Source organism: Microbacterium sp. Root61 (assembly GCF_001427525.1).
In the GTDB taxonomy this organism is placed as follows: Bacteria; Actinomycetota; Actinomycetes; order Actinomycetales; family Microbacteriaceae; genus Microbacterium.
The window spans coordinates 3,276,667-3,294,781 of the sequence record NZ_LMGU01000001.1; the positions used below are offsets into that span (position 1 = coordinate 3,276,667).

Genomic DNA, 18,115 nt, shown 5'->3' on the forward strand with positions numbered 1-18,115 from the left:
TGAACCCGACGGCCTCGGATCGAAAGATCCGTCGCACGGGGAGAGAACACGAACGCTGTCACCGTGCAGCACAACAAGGAGAGAACGTGCCAACCATTCAGCAGTTGGTTCGCAAGGGTCGCTCGCCCAAGGTCACCAAGACCAAGGCGCCGGCGCTCAAGTCGAACCCCCAGCAGGCGGGCGTCTGCACCCGCGTGTACACGACCACGCCCAAGAAGCCGAACTCGGCGATGCGCAAGGTCGCCCGTGTCAAGCTTCGCAACGGTTCCGAAGTCACCGCCTACATCCCCGGCGAGGGCCACAACCTGCAGGAGCACTCCCTCGTTCTCGTCCGCGGCGGTCGTGTGAAAGACCTCCCCGGTGTCCGTTACAAGATCGTCCGCGGTGCGCTCGACACCCAGGCCGTCAAGAACCGTAAGCAGGCTCGTAGCCGCTACGGTGCGAAGAAGGGCTGAGTCAGATGCCTCGTAAAGGTCCCGTCACCAAGCGCCCCGTCGTCAACGACCCGGTATACGGTGCTCCGATCGTCAGCCAGCTGGTGAACAAGATCCTCGTCGATGGCAAGAAGTCCATCGCCGAATCGATCGTCTACACCGCCCTCAAGGGCGTTGAGGCGAAGAACGGCGGCCAGGACGCCGTCGCAACGCTCAAGAAGGCGCTCGACAACGTCCGGCCCACCCTCGAGGTCAAGAGCCGCCGTGTCGGTGGCTCGACCTACCAGGTGCCGATCGAAGTCAAGCCGCACCGTGCGAACACGCTGGCCCTCCGCTGGCTCGTGAGCTACGCCAAGGGTCGTCGTGAGAAGACCATGATCGAGCGCCTCCAGAACGAGATCCTGGATGCCTCGAACGGCCTGGGTGCCGCGGTCAAGCGCCGCGAAGACACCCACAAGATGGCCGAGTCGAACCGCGCCTTCGCGCGGCCGGACCCGATCCTGGGTCCGGCCGCCCCACCTGCCTGATCGTCACGAACGATCGACTGGATTCCAACAAGTAAGGAACACCCCGTGGCACAAGACGTGCTCACCGACCTGACCAAGGTCCGCAACATCGGCATCATGGCGCACATCGATGCCGGCAAGACGACGACGACCGAGCGCATCCTGTTCTACACGGGAACCAACCACAAGATCGGCGAGACGCACGACGGCGCCTCGACCACCGACTGGATGGAGCAGGAGCAGGAGCGTGGCATCACGATCACCTCCGCTGCTGTGACGTGCTTCTGGGACAAGAACCAGATCAACATCATCGACACGCCCGGTCACGTCGACTTCACCGTCGAGGTGGAGCGCTCGCTCCGCGTCCTCGACGGCGCCGTCGCCGTCTTCGACGGCAAGGAGGGCGTCGAGCCCCAGTCCGAGACCGTCTGGCGTCAGGCCGACAAGTACGACGTCCCGCGTATCTGCTTCGTCAACAAGATGGACAAGCTGGGCGCCGACTTCTACTTCACGGTCGACACCATCGTCAACAAGCTCAAGGCCAAGCCGCTGGTCATCCAGCTGCCGATCGGCGCCGAGAACGACTTCGTCGGCGTCGTCGACCTGGTCGAGATGCGTGCCCTCGTCTGGGCCGGCGACTCCAAGGGTGATGTCACCATGGGCGCCAAGTACGAGATCCAGGAGATCCCCGCCGACATGGCGGAGGTCGTCGCGAAGTACCGCGAGCTCCTCCTCGAGACCGTCGCCGAATCGGACGAGCACCTCCTCGAGAAGCACTTCGGTGGCGAGGGCCTCACGGTCGCCGAGATCAAGGGCGCCATCCGCAAGCTGACGGTCACCTCGGAGCTCTACCCGGTGCTGTGTGGCTCGGCGTTCAAGAACCGCGGCGTGCAGCCGATGCTCGACGCGGTCATCGACTACCTGCCTTCGCCGCTGGACGTGCCCGCCATCGAGGCGCACGACCCGAAGAACGAAGAGATCGTCATCGAGCGCCACGCCGACCGCGACGAGCCGTTCACGGCTCTGGCGTTCAAGATCGTGACGCACCCGTTCTTCGGTCGCCTCACCTACATCCGCGTGTACTCCGGTCACCTGGATTCCGGTGCGCAGATCGTCAACTCGACGAAGTCCAAGAAGGAACGCATCGGGAAGATCTTCCAGATGTACGCCAACAAGGAGAACCCGGTCCCCTCGGTCACCGCGGGTCACATCTACGCGGTCATCGGCCTCAAGGACACGACCACGGGCGACACGCTCTGCGACGCGCAGCACCAGGTCGTGCTCGAGTCCATGACGTTCCCCGAGCCGGTCATCGAGGTCGCGATCGAGCCCAAGACGAAGGCCGACCAGGAGAAGCTGGGTCTCGCGATCCAGAAGCTCGCGGAGGAGGACCCGACGTTCCGCGTCGAGCAGAACTCCGACACCGGTCAGACCGTCATCAAGGGCATGGGCGAGCTTCACCTCGACATCCTGGTCGACCGCATGAAGCGCGAGTTCAAGGTCGAGGCCAACGTCGGAAAGCCGCAGGTCGCGTACCGCGAGACGATCAAGAAGGCCGTCGAGCGTCACGACTACACGCACAAGAAGCAGACCGGTGGTTCTGGTCAGTTCGCGAAGATCCAGTTCGCGCTCGAGCCCCTCGAGGTCTCGGCCGACAAGATCTACGAGTTCGAGAACAAGGTCACCGGTGGTCGTATCCCGCGCGAGTACATCGCTCCGGTCGACCAGGGCTTCCAGGACGCCATGAACGTCGGCGTGCTCGCCGGCTACCCCATGGTGGGCGTGAAGGCGATCCTCATGGACGGCGCGTCGCACGACGTCGACTCGTCCGAGATGGCGTTCAAGATCGCCGGCTCGATGGGCTTCAAGGAGGCGGTCCGCAAGGCGCACCCCGTCATCCTCGAGCCGCTCATGGGCGTCGAGGTCCGTACGCCCGAGGAGTACATGGGCGACGTCATCGGCGACCTGAACTCGCGTCGTGGCCAGATCCAGTCGATGGAAGATGCCCAGGGCGTCAAGGTCGTGCGGGCGCTGGTGCCGCTGTCCGAGATGTTCGGCTACATCGGTGACCTGCGCTCGAAGACTTCGGGTCGCGCCGTCTACTCGATGGAATTCGACAGCTACGCCGAGGTTCCTCGCGCCGTCGCTGACGAGATTGTCCAGAAGAAGGGCGAGTGATTCACGGATGCCTCGGCATGGCGCCGAGGCATCCGCACCCGTCTGCATCCACAACTTCACAGCTTCACACTCAATCTCTCTACTAAAGTAGAAACCAATCCCCGTAGAGTTCCGGTCGCAAACCAGCGCCCGGCGCATCTACACGAATGTCCTAGGAGGACCCCGTGGCCAAGGCCAAATTCGAGCGGACCAAGCCGCACGTAAACATCGGAACCATCGGTCACGTCGACCACGGCAAGACCACGCTCACCGCTGCGATCTCGAAGGTGCTCGCCGACAAGTACCCGTCGGCCACCAACGTGCAGCGTGACTTCGCGTCGATCGACTCGGCTCCCGAAGAGCGTCAGCGTGGTATCACGATCAACATCTCGCACGTCGAGTACGAGACGCCGAAGCGCCACTACGCGCACGTCGACGCCCCGGGTCACGCCGACTACATCAAGAACATGATCACCGGTGCTGCTCAGATGGACGGCGCGATCCTCGTGGTCGCCGCCACCGACGGCCCCATGGCTCAGACGCGCGAGCACGTGCTGCTGGCCAAGCAGGTCGGCGTGCCGTACCTGATGGTCGCGCTGAACAAGGCCGACATGGTCGACGACGAGGAGATCCTGGAGCTCGTCGAGCTCGAGGTTCGCGAGCTGCTGTCCAGCCAGGGCTTCCCCGGCGACGACGCTCCCGTCATCCGCGTCTCGGGCCTGAAGGCTCTCGAGGGCGACCCCGAGTGGGCCGAGAAGATCATCGAGCTCATGAACGCCGCGGACGAGAGCATCCCCGACCCCGTGCGTGACCGCGACAAGCCGTTCCTCATGCCCGTCGAGGACGTCTTCACGATCACCGGTCGTGGCACGGTCGTCACGGGTCGCGCCGAGCGCGGCACCCTCGCGATCAACTCCGAGGTCGAGATCGTGGGTCTGCGCCCGACGCAGAAGACGATCGTCACCGGTATCGAGATGTTCCACAAGCAGCTCGACGAGGCATGGGCCGGCGAGAACTGTGGTCTGCTCCTCCGCGGCACCAAGCGTGACGACGTCGAGCGTGGCCAGGTTGTCGTCAAGCCCGGTTCCGTGACCCCGCACACCAACTTCGAGGGCACGGCGTACATCCTGTCCAAGGAGGAGGGTGGCCGTCACAACCCGTTCTTCACGAACTACCGCCCGCAGTTCTACTTCCGCACCACCGACGTCACCGGCGTCATCTCGCTGCCCGAGGGCACCGAGATGGTCATGCCCGGCGACACCACGGACATGACCGTTGAGCTGATCCAGCCCATCGCCATGGAAGAGGGCCTCGGCTACGCGATCCGTGAGGGTGGCCGCACCGTCGGCGCCGGCACGGTCACGAAGATCCTGAAGTAGTCTTCGCAGCATTTCCGACAGAGGGTCGGGTCCGAAAGGGCCCGGCCCTCTGTGGCGTTCCGGGGCTGTTGACGAACGAGGCTGCGGCATCCAAGAATGAGTGCTGAGTGGCCCGGTGGGCCGTAAAGGAGCAGACATGGGAATCGACGACCTCGTCAACCAGGGGAAAGAGTTCCTCGACCAGAACAAGGACAAGATCGATGACGCGCTCAAGAGCGAGCAGGCCGAGGGTGTCAGCGACAAGGTGCTGGATGCCGCCGCAGACTTCGTGAAGAAGATCGCCCCTGACAGCGTCGACGAGCACGTCGACGGTGTGCGCGAGCACGTCGACAAGGCGGTCGGCAACGAATAGCGCTGAAGGCGTGGGTGGCTGAGCTCCCACACCCTCCAAGACGACCCGGTGTAAAAGCCGGGTCGTTTTGTCGTGTAGGTTCAAAAGAAGGAACTGCATTACGACGCGCGTCTGGGGACGAGTGTCGATGGGAATATGCAGCTTCCTGGTCTTGGGGGACCGCTACTTGGGGTCGCCCATGTCAATTTCTGACTGGGGTGAAGATGACTGGGTACAACCGCGCCGCCAACTCGGCGCACTTGGGGAATCGTCGGAAGCTGCGGCTCGAGCGCGCACAGGAGCGCAAGCTCGTACTGCGCAATCGCTGGTACGCCGGCGGTGTCGCGACGGTGATCTCCGCCGCACTGGTGTTCACGGGTGTGAGCTCGCCGGCGCTGGCCGAGACGGTTCCGGCGCCGGACGCGACGACGCAGACGACGACGCCCCCCGCAGACGAGACGGCCACGCCTCCCGCGGACGACACGGCGACGCCGGCTCCGACGGACGAGGCCACGCCTCCCGCCGAGGAGGCTCCCGCCGAGGAGGCTCCCGCGGCCGAACCCCTGACGAACAAGTCGACAGAGGCGCCTGCTCCTCTCGCCGAGATCAGCCCGATGTCCGTTCCCGCGCCGGGCGCCGGTCAGGCCGTCATCACGGTGAAGGTCGGCTCCGACCGCACCGGCATCACCGGGGTGACGAACCTCGGCGGCGTCGTGCTGCTCCTGAACACCGGCAGCGGAAGCCCGAGCGGCACCCGTCCCGACGGTGTCGCCGGCGCCGGCGACGGCTGGGCGAAGTGCGTGTCCGACCCGCAGGGTGACTGCTCGTTCGTCGTTCCCGACACGCAGGCAGGCGACTGGTGGAACGGCATCGCGGCCGGCAAGAACCGCGACGCCCGCTTCTGGGTCGTCCAGTCCAGTGTGCCGACCGGCTACTACACGAACCCGAGCCTCCGCACGGGCGGCGCATCCGGTGCGGGCGATTCGACCGCCTACCGGTTCCGCACCGGTGACCGGCTGCGCGCGGGCAGCACCTACTCGTCGCAGGACAGCGATGACTTCATGCTTTCGTCCGGCTCGTCCGCAGACGCATCCGGTGGAATCTGGCAGCAGTCGCGCAGCAACCCCACCCTGCAGGCCTCCTGCGGATTGGATGTCGCGCTGATCCTCGACCTCTCCGGCTCGGTGGGCAACACCACCAACCTGAAGACGGCGGCCAACACCTTCGTGAACTCGCTGCAGGGCACGCCCTCGCGGATGTCGCTCTTCTCGTTCGCGTGGCAGACGCCGGCCGGCGGCGCTTCGCAGAACTTCCCGAACCTGACGTCGGTGTCCACGACCGATCAGGCGACGGCGTTCAAGAGCCGCTATGCCACATGGACTTCGGACGGCGGCACGAACTGGGACCGCGGTCTCGGCACGGCAGCGTCGTCGAACACCGGCGCGAACACCTTCGACGTCGCCGTGATCATCACCGACGGCAACCCGACCACGTACAACCAGCCCTACCAGGGCTCGGGAAGCAACAACCGCTTCCGTGAGACCGAGAACGGCATCTTCTCCGCGAACGCATTGAAGGCGGCGGGAACCCGAGTGTTGGCATTCGGTGTCGGCGACGGAGCTACCGGCACGACCAACGGATTGAACCTCCGCGCGATCTCCGGCCCCACCGCGTACACCGGCAGCAACGGTGCCACGGCCGACTTCTACCAGACGTCGGACTATGCGGCGGTCGGCACTGCCCTGCGCAACCTCGCACTGGGCAACTGCCAGGGCACGCTCAACGTGACCAAGCAGATCGTCCCCGAGTCGGCCCCGGCCGGATCCATCACGGGGGCGGCCGCGGCCGGTGCCGGATGGCAGTTCACGAGCGTGATGAACACGGCCGGCGTCACCACGCCGACCGCCGTGCGCACCACGACCGCGGACGGTACCGGAACCGTCAGCTACCCGATGACCTTCTCCGGCAAGACGAGCGGCTCGGTCACCGTGACCGAGGCCCAGCAGTCGGGCTTCGTGCTGCAGCCGGTCGACGGCAAGAACGCCGTGTGCACCAACCTCAACACCGGAGCGGCGGTCATTCCGTCCGCGAACGTGACCAATGGGTTCACCGTCGACGTTCCGAGCACCGAGACGGTCAACTGCACGGTGTACAACCGTGCACCGAGCTCAGAGGCCGACATCACCGTCACCAAGAAGTGGACCGTGAACGGGAAGGCGTACGCAAACGGGGCGCAGCCGAGCGACCTCGGCGCGCAGCTGCAGCTGACCGGTCCGGGCAGCGACGAGGCCACCGACCAGGGCTGGGGCGTCACACGCACCGGCTTCCAGGTGAACGCCCAGACGAAGCTGTTCGAGACCGTCGACCTCGTTGACCCCACGATGTGCAACAACAACGCGATCATCACGGAGATCAACGGCGAGACGCGCAGCCTGCAGTTCGACCAGGGCTATCCGATCACGCTCTCGAAGGTGCACAACACCGTCACCATTCTCAACGAGGTGACCTGTGAGAGCCGCCTGACGCTGATCAAGTCTGTGCGCGGTGGCGATGCATCGCCGCAGCTGTGGACGCTGAAGGCGCTTAATGATGCGGGCTTCTCCGGGAAGAGCGGCGCCCCGGCGGTCACGAATGTGAAGGTCATTCCGGACGCGCGCTACGGTCTCGCGGAGAGTGGTGGCGACCCGCTCTACGTCCAGACGGACAACCGCACCGATTTGCAGTCCAACCCTGGTTCCACCGGTTCGGCCACGTGCATCCGCGTGGATGCGAACGGCGCGCCATGGGCCGACAGCGGCTACTCCGACGGCATCAATGGCGGCGTGAACGTGCCGCTCGGCTACCGAGTCGCCTGCACGTTCGTCAACGAGACCGCTGAGCTCACGCTGCTCAAGCACGTCGTCAACGACAACGGCGGCACCGCTGCGGCAAGTGCGTGGGAGCTGACGGCGAAGCCGGTGAAGTCGACGGCCGTGCCGACCAACACAGTGACGGGTTCGGAGACGATCGTTCCGGCATCCACCTTCCAGGTGCGTCCCGGTCAGGTGTACGAGCTGAGCGAATCCGGCAAGACCGGCTACGCGTTCTCGAAGCTGCAGGCGTTCGTCGACGGGATCTGGGTGGATGTCGTCGCCGATCCCACCGGCTACCCCACGAAGAACGACTCCGGCAACTGGGAGATCATCGTCGGCGCACAGGGCAGCCCTGTCTACCGCTTCGTGAATGACGACATCGCTCCGCGTCTGACGCTCGTCAAGGTGGTCACCAACGACCACGGCGGCAAGGCGAAGGAAACGGACTGGACGCTCACCGCGACCACGCCGAACGGCCCGAACCTGAGCGGCAAGACGGAGACCGCATCGGTCACCGATCAGCCGGTCAAGGCCGGTGTCGCCTACACGATCGGCGAGAACGGCGGCCCGACCACGTACGCGCTGGACTACCTGCGCTGTGACAAGTCGGATGCGACGACGGCTGCTTCCCCGACCGTGACGCTCGACCTGGGCGACGACGTCACGTGCGTGCTGCACAACGACGACAAGCCGGGTCTGCTCACGCTGGTCAAGGAGGTCGACAACACCCACGGCGGAACGGCTGTGCCCACGGACTGGACGCTCAGCGCGGCCGGACCGACGGCGGTCAGCGGCAAGTCCGGCAAGTCCGAGGTGACTGCTGCTCCGGTGAAGGCGGGCGTGTACACGATCACCGAGTCGGGTGGACCTGCGAACTACGAGCAGACGAATCTCGTCTGCAGCACGCCGATCACCGACGGCACCATCACGATCACGAATGGGCAGAGCGTGACCTGCACGTTCACCAACACGTCGCAGATCGATGACGTCGAGATCGAGAAGACCACCTCGGGTGTCGAAGGGCCCGTGGAGTCGGGTGATTCCTTCACCTACGTGCTGAAGGTGACCAACAACGGCACGCGAGTCGCGAAGGATGTGAAGGTGAGCGACCCGATTCCGGCGCGCCTCACCGTCACGGGCATCGACCTCGCCGACGCCGAGGGCTGGACGAACGACAACGCGCCCGCACTCGTGGGAGCGAACAACACCGTCGCGCTGTCGGCGCCGACGCTCGCCGTGGGTGCCAGTGTCGAGATCCGCGTCGCGGTGACGGTCAATGCCGTCGCCTCGCCCGCGATCCCGAACCTCGACGCCGACGACCCGGTTCCGACTCCCGCCCCGCCGGTCAGCACGCTGGTCAACGAGGCGTGCGTGTCGGCCGCGGTGGACACCGACCTGACGAACAACTGTGACAGCGTCACGGTCGATCTGAAGGACATCTCGGCGATCCTGTACACCCGGTGTGTCGGCGACGCCGCGCTGATCGGATTCTCCCTCGCCAAGTCGGAGACGTTGACCGATCTGCCGGTGAGCTTCGTCTGGACGCCGAACGCGGTCACGCCGACCACTGCACCCGCGTCGGTGGCGAAGGCCTATGCCGGCGGCACCTCCACGGTTTTCGCGGAGTTCCCGTGGGTGGGAACGGCGTTCACCCCGTCGGGTGTGTCGCTCGACTACCCGGGATGGCGTCCGCTGCAGGCGTCGGACTACGCGCCGGGCGGCGGGTACTTCGTGCCGGGCACGACCGACGTGATGACCCCTGCTCAGCAAGAGTCGGACGTCTTCAACGGGCTGATCCTCGACTCGAGCGAGCTGGACTACGCCTGGCGTGGTGCGACGACGGTGAAACTGTCGGTGAACCCCGAGATGACGTTCACCCTGGAGTACCCGCCGGCGACGCCGGAGTGCTTCGTGGCTCGTCACACCGAGGTGCAGATCGAGAAGACGGCGTCGGCGACGAAGACCGGGCCGGGCAAGTCGTTCACCTACACGTTGGCTGCGGCGAACGTGAGCGATGACTCGGCCGCCGATGGCGTGGTCGTGACCGACACCATCCCGGCTGATCTGAAGATCACCGATGTGTCGTGGACGGGTAAGGGCGACGCGAACGTGTTCCCGAACTGGTCCTCGTGCGCGGTGGCTGGTCAGGATGGGTCGGGGTATGGCGGGACGCTCACGTGTGAGTTGTTCGGTCCGTTGCAGCCGGCCGGTTCCGGACTGGGTACCTCGGCGGCTCCGACGATCACGTTGTCGGCGACGGTGAACGCGTCGTCGAAGGCGAGTGTGATCACGAACGTGGGTGTGGTCGATTACTACACGTTCGGCGACCCGACCGATACCGGTCGGGATGCGGATGACGCGGTTGTGCTGCTCTCGGGCCTGCCGGCCACGGGTGGCTCCGCGTTGACGCCGTTGATCCTGCTCGGGTTCCTGGCTCTGCTCGGCGGGACGATGACGGTCTTCATGATCCGTCGCCGCCGGGGAGATGCCAAGCCCCAGCTGTGACTGTGAGGGGAGAGCAGGCTGCCCCCCGGCCTGCTCTTCCCCACATATGCCTTCGGGCGTATGAAGGCCTCTCGCTCCTCGGAGCGGGGGGCCTTCTGCCGTGCGATTTGGGCGCGTGGATGATTCGTGATAAAGGGAAATTCACCAAGGTACTTGACGGGCGCCCAATCGGGATTTATGGTCTCGGTGGGGCAGTAGACCCGTCGATGTCTGGGGAGATTACCGGCGAGTGTCTCAGTCTTGGGGGCTCTAGCTGAGTCGCCGTTGTCTGTTGACGACGAGGGTGAAAACCATGGGCATTTGGGGAAATGACGGGTCGGAACGTCGTGCGATGCGGGGGCAGCAGCAGCGTGATCGCGCGCTCGTGCTCCGCCACCGGTGGTATGCGGGTGGCGTCGCGACGCTGATCTCGGCGGCGCTCGTGTTCACGGGAGTGAGCACGCCGGCGATGGCCGATACCGTACCGCCGCCGCCGGACGCATCCGCGGCGACACCGCCGCCAGCCGACACCCCTCCCGCAGAAACGCCTCCGGCGGAGACACCTCCCGCTGATACCCCTCCGGCCGTCGAGACGCCTCCGGCCGATACCACCACGCCTCCGGCGGAGACTCCGCCGAGCGACACGACCACGCCTCCGAGTGACACGACCGCGCCGCCGGCCGACCCCACTGTGCCCCCGGCGGACGGATCGAAGACCGACTCGACCGAGTCGCAAATCGCGCCGGACGAGGGCCTGATCTCGCCGCTGTCGCTAGCTCCCGCGTGTACGAACAACTGTTCCAACATCACCTTCAACGCGGTGATCAACGGGGGTTCGGCGACCGTCGCGGACTGGACGTATCGCGCTGACAGGGCGTCGAGTCCTGACTGGTACGACTTCGTGCCGCCTCAGACGATCGCCGTTCCGCGGAACGCGACCTATGCCATCACTGCAACGCCGAACAACGCCACCGCACAGGCGTACAACACGACGGTGACATGCACGGACCCGGGCTCGGGCGTGACCTGGAATTCGCCCAACCTGGCGTTCAACAACAACAGCGGCCTTGCGTCTACATGTACCGCGACGCACACGTTCATCGCGCCGCAGCAAGCCACGATCACGGTCAAGGTCGGCTCCGACCGCACAGGGACCACCGGTGTGACGAATCTCGCGGGCGTCGTGCTCTATCTGCAGTCGAACACGGGTGGCGGTGCCGGTGCCCCGAGCGGCACGCGCGCCGATGGCGTCGCAGGGGATGCTGCCGGATGGGCACGCTGCGTGTCCGACGCCAATGGTGACTGCGTCTTCACGGTGCCCGACACCCAGGCAGGCGGCGCGAACAACGGCACACAGCCGTGGGTTGTGCAGCACAGCGTGCCCGCCGGCTACTACGCCAACCCGACGCTGCGCGTGGGCGGCGCAACCGGCGACGGAAGCTCACTCGCCTACCAGTTCCGCATGAAGGTCGGCATCAGTGGCACCACCGCCTACTCGTCTCTGAATGCCAACCAGCTCATGCTCAGCTCGGGCACTGAAGGCAACGCTTCGCAAGGCATCTGGCAGCAGTCGCGGAACAACCCGACACTGCAGGCATCCTGTGGGCTGGATGTCGCGCTGATTCTCGACCTGTCGGGCTCGGTTGGCGACACCACGAACCTGAAGCAGGCCGCGAATACGTTCGTGAACTCGCTGCAGGGAACGCCGTCGCGGATGTCTCTGTTCTCGTTCTCGTGGCAGACACCGGCGAGCCAAGCAGGCCCCAACGTCGCGAACCTGACTTCTGTAGCCACAGCGGCACAGGGCACGGCCTTCAAGAATCTCTACGCCAACTGGGATTCGGACGGCGGCACGAACTGGGACCGCGGTCTCGGCATCGCGGCCGAATCGAACACGGCGAACAACAAGTTCGACGTCGCGGTGATCATCACGGACGGCAACCCCACGACGTACAACCAGCCGTACCAGGGTTCGGGCAGCAACAACCGCTTCCGTGAGACCGAGAACGGCATCTACTCTGCGAACGCGCTGAAGGCGGCCGGAACCCGAGTGATCGCGTTCGGCGTCGGTGCCGGCGCGAACGGCACGAACACCGCGCTGAACCTGCGCTCCATCTCCGGGCCCACGGTCTACAACGGTGGCAACGGTGCCGTCGCGGACTACTACCAGACGACCGACTACGCGGCCGTAGGGACGGCGCTGCGGAACCTCGCGCTTGGCAACTGCCAAGGGACGCTGACTGTGACCAAGCAGATCGTCCCGGAATCGGCCCCTCCCGGGTCGATCACGGGCGCCGTCCCGGCCGGAGCCGGTTGGCAGTTCACGAGCGTGATGAACACTCCCGGCGTCACCACGCCCAACCCGGTACGCACCACTACGGCCGATGGCACCGGAACTGTGACCTACCCGATGACATTCCCAGGGGGCACGCTCAATGGTTCGGTTACGGTCACGGAGGCTCAGCAACCTGGATTCGTTCTCCAGCCCGTCAACCTGCAGAACGCGGTGTGTACGAACAAGACGACGAATCAGCCGGTGATCCCGAGCAATGTGGTGGACGGCTTCACCGTCGCGGTGCCCAGCACCGACCTGGTGAACTGCATCGTCTACAACCGTGCGCCCAGCCCTGAGTCGGACGTCACGGTGACCAAGAACTGGGTCGTCAACGGCGTGCCGGTCGCAAACGGCGCCCAGCCGAGCGGACTCAGCGCGCAGTTGCATCTGACAGGTCCGGGCAACAACACGCCGACCGACCAGGGATGGGGCGTCACCCGCGGGGGCTACACCAAGGGCGGCAACACGACGCTGACCGAGACCGTCACCCTGATCGACCCCGCGATGTGCACCAACAACGCGGTCATCACCAACCTGAACGGAGCTGCGACCAACATTCCACTTCCGGGCGGGGGGTATGTCATGACGCTGCCCAACGAGCACAACACGGCCACGATCACCAACACGGTGACATGCGACAGCCGACTCACACTGATCAAGACAGTCCAGGGTGGAAACGCCGCGCCGACGTCGTGGACGCTGAATGCTTCGTTCCTCGCCACGCCGGAGGTGCCGGCAGGTGTTCCTGGGTTCTCCGGCGCGACCGGAGCGCCGGGCACGACCGGTCAGCTGGTGACACCTGACGCCAGGTACCAGCTGTTCGAGACCGGTGGCAGCCCGCTCTACGCGCAGACGGACAACCGCACGAATCTCCAGTCGAACCCGTTGTCCACGGGATCGGCGACGTGCATCCGTGTCGATGCGAACGGTGCACCTTGGGCGGGGAGCGGATACTCCGACGGCATCAACGGCGGCGTCAATGTGCCGCTGGGATACCGAGTGGCCTGCACGCTGGTGAACCAGAACGCAGAATTGACTCTGCTCAAGAACGTCGTCAATGACAACGGCGGGTCGAGCCCGGCGAGCGCGTGGAGCCTGACGGCGACCCCCGCGACGCTGACAGGGCTGTCGGCAACGTCAGTGGCCGGATCCGAGACGGTTGTCCCGGCATCCATGTTCGAGGTGCGTCCGCGCCACGTGTACACGTTGACCGAGTCGAACGTCGCAGGCTACCAGTTCGTGAAGCTGCAGCAGTTCGTCGGCGGGGTGTGGGTGGATGTCGTGGCCAACGCCGACCCGGCCCTGTATCCGCAGAAGAACGCACAAGGCAATTGGCAGATCCAAGTCGCCGCGCTGGATGAGGCGGTGTACCGCTTCGTCAACGACGACGTCGCACCGAAGCTGACACTGGTGAAGACCGTGACGAACGATCACGGCGGCACCGCTCAGCCGGGAGCGTGGACGCTCACGGCGACCACTCCGGGCGGTCCGAACCTCAGCGGAACGACCGGCATCAATGGTGCCGTTGAGGCTGGCGAGGTCTACACGATCGGTGAGAACAGCGGCCCGAGCGGGTACACGTGGGACACCCTGTCCTGCACCGGATACCCGAACACCACGAAGGCGGCACCGACGCTGACGCTCAAGCCCGGCGACGATGTGACCTGCACGCTGAACAACAACGATCAGCCCGGTCAGCTCACGCTCGTCAAAGTGGTCGACAACGCCAACGGAGGCACGGCAGTGGCCGCCGACTGGAACGGCAAGCTGCACGCGAAGCGCGGATCCGACGCCACGCTGAACTACAACACGAGCGAGACCAAGCCGGTGCCGGCCGGCACCTACACGCTGACGGAGACCGGTCAGCTCGCGGGGTACGACCTCACCAACCTCGAGTGCTCCACGGGCGGGACCACGCTGGCGAACAACACGGTTGTCGTCGCCAACGGTGCGAATGTCACGTGCACGTTCACGAACGCGGCACAAAAGCCGACGTTGACGCTCGAGAAGCAGGTCGTCAACACGGGCGGCGGTACGGCGACAGCCGACCAGTGGACCCTGACAGCGACCAACGGCGGCAACACGCCCATCAATGGAACCGGTACTCCGGCCGGCGGGTCCGTCGCATCCATCAGCGGCGCGGTGCTGGGCAACACGACCTACACCCTCACCGAGAGCGGGCCTTCGGGCTACAACTCGACGGGTATCTGGGCCTGTGTGGTGACGGGGTCGCAGACAGTGGTGCCCGTGACGAACAACAACCAGGTCAAGACCGCGGTCGGGCAGAACGTCACGTGCCGCATCGTCAACACGGCGATCCCGGCCACCGGCACGGTCGCCAAGAGCGTCCTCAGCACGGTGCAGAACGCGGATGGCACCTGGACCATCCGTTACCGCATCACGGTGACCAATGGCTCCGCCAGCTCGAACTACACGTACAACCTGGTGGACACGCTGAACTACGGCGGCGGACTCACTCCGACCTCGGCGACAGTGCCAGTGGTCCCGGCCGGCGCCACAGCGAACCCGGCGTGGACGGGCCTCAACCCCAACACGAACCTCGCGTCGAACGTCAGCCTCACGGCTGTGCAGCACACGCACGTCTGGGAGATCGAGGTCGTCTCGACCGTCGCTGCGAGCGTCCCGAGTGGCGACACTTGGAAGTGCGAGGGCGGTCCGACTCCAGGGGCCGGCGGGTTCCGTTCCCCGACGTCACCAAGGTGGCCGGCACGCCGACGCAGAATCCGGATGCCTCGTGGAACATCTCGTACACGATCACGGTGAAGAACCCGGGAGCTTCGCCGATCAGCGCGACGCTGACGGATGCCTTCCCGGCGACTCCTGCCGGGTGGACGCTCGCGGGTGGGGTGTGGAACATCGCCGCACAAGGCGGTGCGCCGATCACGAACACGACCAGCGCGGCTTCGCCGATCTGGTCGGGCACGCTGCCGGCGAACACGACGTACACCTACATCGTGTCCGGCAAGCTGACTCCGACGGCCGGCGCGACGCCGATCGGCGACTGCCAGACGCAGGGCAAGGGCCTGACCAACACCGCGACGGTCACGTCCGGCTCGGTCTCCGACACCAGCGGTGACTGCGTGAGCATCGTCACGCCGCCGGTCACGGTGACCAAGACGGACGGTACGGTGTCGCAGCTGGTCGACGGTACCTGGCAGATCGACTACACGGTGACCGTGACCAACGGCGGCACGCAGGCGACGGTCTACACGCTGACCGACACCCCGGACCTCGGCACCGGCTTCACGCTGGTGTCCGGTACGTGGTTCGGCCCTGCACCGGTGGCGAACACACCGATTGAAGGCGGCGGCTTCGACCAGTACGTCTACCGCGTGATCGCCTCCTTCAATCCGGCGACGCCGGACCCGGAGCTCACGTGTGACACGACGAATGGGGGAGCGTTCTTCAACAAGGCGCTCGTCACGTTCCCGGGTGGCACCGACGATGACACCGGATGCGGTGAGCCCGAGTCGCCCACCGTGGAGAAGTCCGCGTCCGCGGCAACGCAGGCACCGGGCGGGGAGTGGACGCTCACCTACACGGTGACGGTCGACAACACGTCCGAGATGGCGCTGGCGTACACGGCATCCGACACCCCGGCTGCGCTGCCGGCCGGAGTCACGCTGACGACTCCGTGGGCCGTGACCGGTCCTGCCGCTCTCAACGGCGGTACGGCGACGCTGACCCCGGGGTGGACGGGCACCGCGCCCAACACCCAGTTCGCAACCGGACACCTGCTGGCCGGAACGGCGCACACCTACACGGTGAAGGCGGGCGTGACTCTGTCGGCCGGCGTCACCCCGGCCACCCTCACGTGCGGCCAGACGCCCGGCGGGAACGGCTTCTGGAACAGTGCCACTGTCACCAACGGAGTCGGAACCTCCGACGACAGCGCCTGCGTGACGGTGCCTTTCGATGACGTCGGGATCGTCAAGACGACCGAGGGCGTCGATGGGCCGGTCGAGTCGGACGGCGTGTTCAAGTACGTGCTGACAGTGACCAACCACGGCACGCGCGCAGCGACCAACGTGAAGGTGACCGACCCGGTTCCGAGTCGTCTCACCGTCACCGGTATCGACCTCACCGATGCTACGGGCTGGACGAACGACAACGATCCCGACTTCGTCGGCGAAGGCAACACGGTCGACTTGACCGGTCCGGTCAGTTTCGGGGTGGGTGCGACGGCCGAGATCGTTCTGACGGTGAAGGTGAATCCGGTGCCTGTGCCGGAGATTCCGAACCTGAACGAGGGCGATCCGGTGCCGACGCCAGAGTTGCCGATGAGCACGCTGGTGAATGAGGCCTGCGTCTCGGCGGACATGGACAGTGTCCCGGGCAATGACTGCGACAGTGTCACGGTCGAGACGAAGGACATCGCGGCGATCGTCTACACCCGCTGCGTCGGGGATGCTCCGCTGATCGGTTTCGTGGTCGCCAAGACCCCGAACCTGGCTGCGCTGCCCGTCGACTTCACCTGGACGCCGAACAGCCCTGAACCGGACACCGATCCGGCCGAGGTCGCGAAGCAGTACCCAGGTGGAACCGCGACCGTTTCCGACGAGTTCGCGTGGGTGGGCACCGCGTTCACGCCGTCGGGTGTGTCACTCGACTACCCGGGATGGCGTGCGCTTCAGGCGTCGGACTATGCGCCGGGCGGCGGGTACTACATCCCGGGCACGACCGACGTGATGACGCCGACCGATGAGGAGGAGATGATCTTCAACGGTCTCATCCTCGACCCGAGCGAGTTGGACTACGCGTGGCGCGATACGACCACTGTGGTGCTCTCGGTGAACCCGTCGATGACGTTCACGGTGGAGTACCCCGACGCGACGCCGGAGTGCTTCGTGGCTCGTCACACGGAGGTGCAGATCGAGAAGACCGCGAGTGTGGAGAAGACCGATCCTGGGAAGTCGTTCACGTACACGTTGGCTGCGGCGAATGTGAGCGATGACTCGGCCGCTGATGGTGTGGTCGTGACCGATACGATCCCGGCTGATCTGAAGATCACGGATGTGTCGTGGACGGGCAAGGGCGACGCGAACGTGTTCCCGAACTGGTCGACCTGCGCGGTGTCGGGCCAGAACGGGGCGGGGTATGGCGGGACGCTCACGTGTGAGTTGTTCGGTCCGTTGCAGCCGGCCGGTTCCGGTCTCGGTGCCTCGGCTGCTCCGACGATCACGTTGTCCGCGACGGTGAACGCCTCATCCAAGGCGAGTGTGATCACCAACGTGGGCGTAGTGGACTACTACACGTTCGGCGACCCGACCGATACCGGTCGGGATGCGGATGACGCGGTCGTGCTGCTCTCGGGCCTGCCGGCCACGGGTGGCTCCGCATTGACTCCGCTGATCCTGCTCGGGTTCCTGGCACTACTCGGCGGGACCGCCACGATCGTCATGATCCGACGCCGTCGAGGTAGCACGAAGCCGCAGCTCTAACTGTGGGGAAGGGTGGGCTGCCCCCAAGGTCCACTCTTCCTCGCTCGCACCATCCGGTGCGGAGAAGGCCCCTCGTTCCCCGTGAACGAGGGGCCTTCTCCGTCCCTGGGAGTGGGTTCGAAACCATTCCGTGACCAGCGAATTTGTCCCGATTGCTTGACGTGATGCTCGGCCG

Annotated in this window: 8 protein-coding genes; all 8 read left to right on the top strand. The window is 65.6% G+C overall.

What is annotated here, in order from left to right:
• The first annotated feature begins 86 nt into the window (after positions 1–86).
• The 8 genes from rpsL to ASD65_RS15355 all read left to right on the top strand — a co-directional run bounded on the left by rpsL (position 87) and on the right by ASD65_RS15355 (position 17,940).
• Entirely contained in the window at positions 87–455 is a 369-nt protein-coding gene (gene rpsL / locus ASD65_RS15320) for a 30S ribosomal protein S12 (protein WP_056223944.1), read from the top strand.
• Positions 456–460: 5 nt separating this feature from the next.
• The gene (gene rpsG, locus ASD65_RS15325) at positions 461–961 is read left to right on the top strand and encodes a 30S ribosomal protein S7 (RefSeq protein WP_056223947.1); all 501 of its coding nucleotides are present in this window, start codon (positions 461–463) and stop codon (positions 959–961) included.
• A gap of 45 nt (positions 962–1,006) precedes the next feature.
• A complete protein-coding gene (fusA, locus tag ASD65_RS15330) occupies positions 1,007–3,118 on the top strand; it encodes an elongation factor G (protein WP_056223948.1) in 2,112 nt (703 codons plus the stop codon).
• Positions 3,119–3,282: 164 nt separating this feature from the next.
• Complete coding sequence (tuf, locus tag ASD65_RS15335; RefSeq protein ID WP_056223950.1) at positions 3,283–4,476, top strand: elongation factor Tu; 1,194 nt, start codon at positions 3,283–3,285, stop codon at positions 4,474–4,476.
• Between the two features lie 136 nt (positions 4,477–4,612).
• Positions 4,613–4,828, top strand: coding sequence for an Rv0909 family putative TA system antitoxin (locus ASD65_RS15340; protein ID WP_056223952.1), 216 nt, complete (start codon positions 4,613–4,615; stop codon positions 4,826–4,828).
• Positions 4,829–5,031: 203 nt separating this feature from the next.
• Positions 5,032–10,164 carry a VWA domain-containing protein gene (locus ASD65_RS15345; protein ID WP_156378892.1) on the top strand — a complete coding sequence of 1,711 codons (5,133 nt, stop codon included), beginning with the start codon at positions 5,032–5,034 and terminating at the stop codon, positions 10,162–10,164.
• A gap of 292 nt (positions 10,165–10,456) precedes the next feature.
• A complete protein-coding gene (locus ASD65_RS15350; RefSeq protein WP_082561812.1) occupies positions 10,457–15,262 on the top strand; it encodes a VWA domain-containing protein in 4,806 nt (1,601 codons plus the stop codon).
• Positions 15,199–17,940 (top strand): LPXTG cell wall anchor domain-containing protein, encoded by a 2,742-nt coding sequence (locus tag ASD65_RS15355; RefSeq protein ID WP_056223958.1) that lies wholly within the window; start codon positions 15,199–15,201, stop codon positions 17,938–17,940. The genes ASD65_RS15350 and ASD65_RS15355 overlap by 64 nt, the downstream gene beginning before the upstream one ends.
• Positions 17,941–18,115 lie beyond the last annotated feature (175 nt).

Bases quoted from the DNA above. Each gene is read 5' to 3' on its own strand.
- ASD65_RS15345 (WP_156378892.1), top strand. From the start codon at position 5,032: ATGACTGGGTACAACCGCGCCGCCAACTCGGCGCACTTGGGGAATCGT.
- rpsG (WP_056223947.1), top strand. From the start codon at position 461: ATGCCTCGTAAAGGTCCCGTCACCAAGCGCCCCGTCGTCAACGACCCG.
- ASD65_RS15350 (WP_082561812.1), top strand. From the start codon at position 10,457: ATGGGCATTTGGGGAAATGACGGGTCGGAACGTCGTGCGATGCGGGGG.
- ASD65_RS15340 (WP_056223952.1), top strand. From the start codon at position 4,613: ATGGGAATCGACGACCTCGTCAACCAGGGGAAAGAGTTCCTCGACCAG.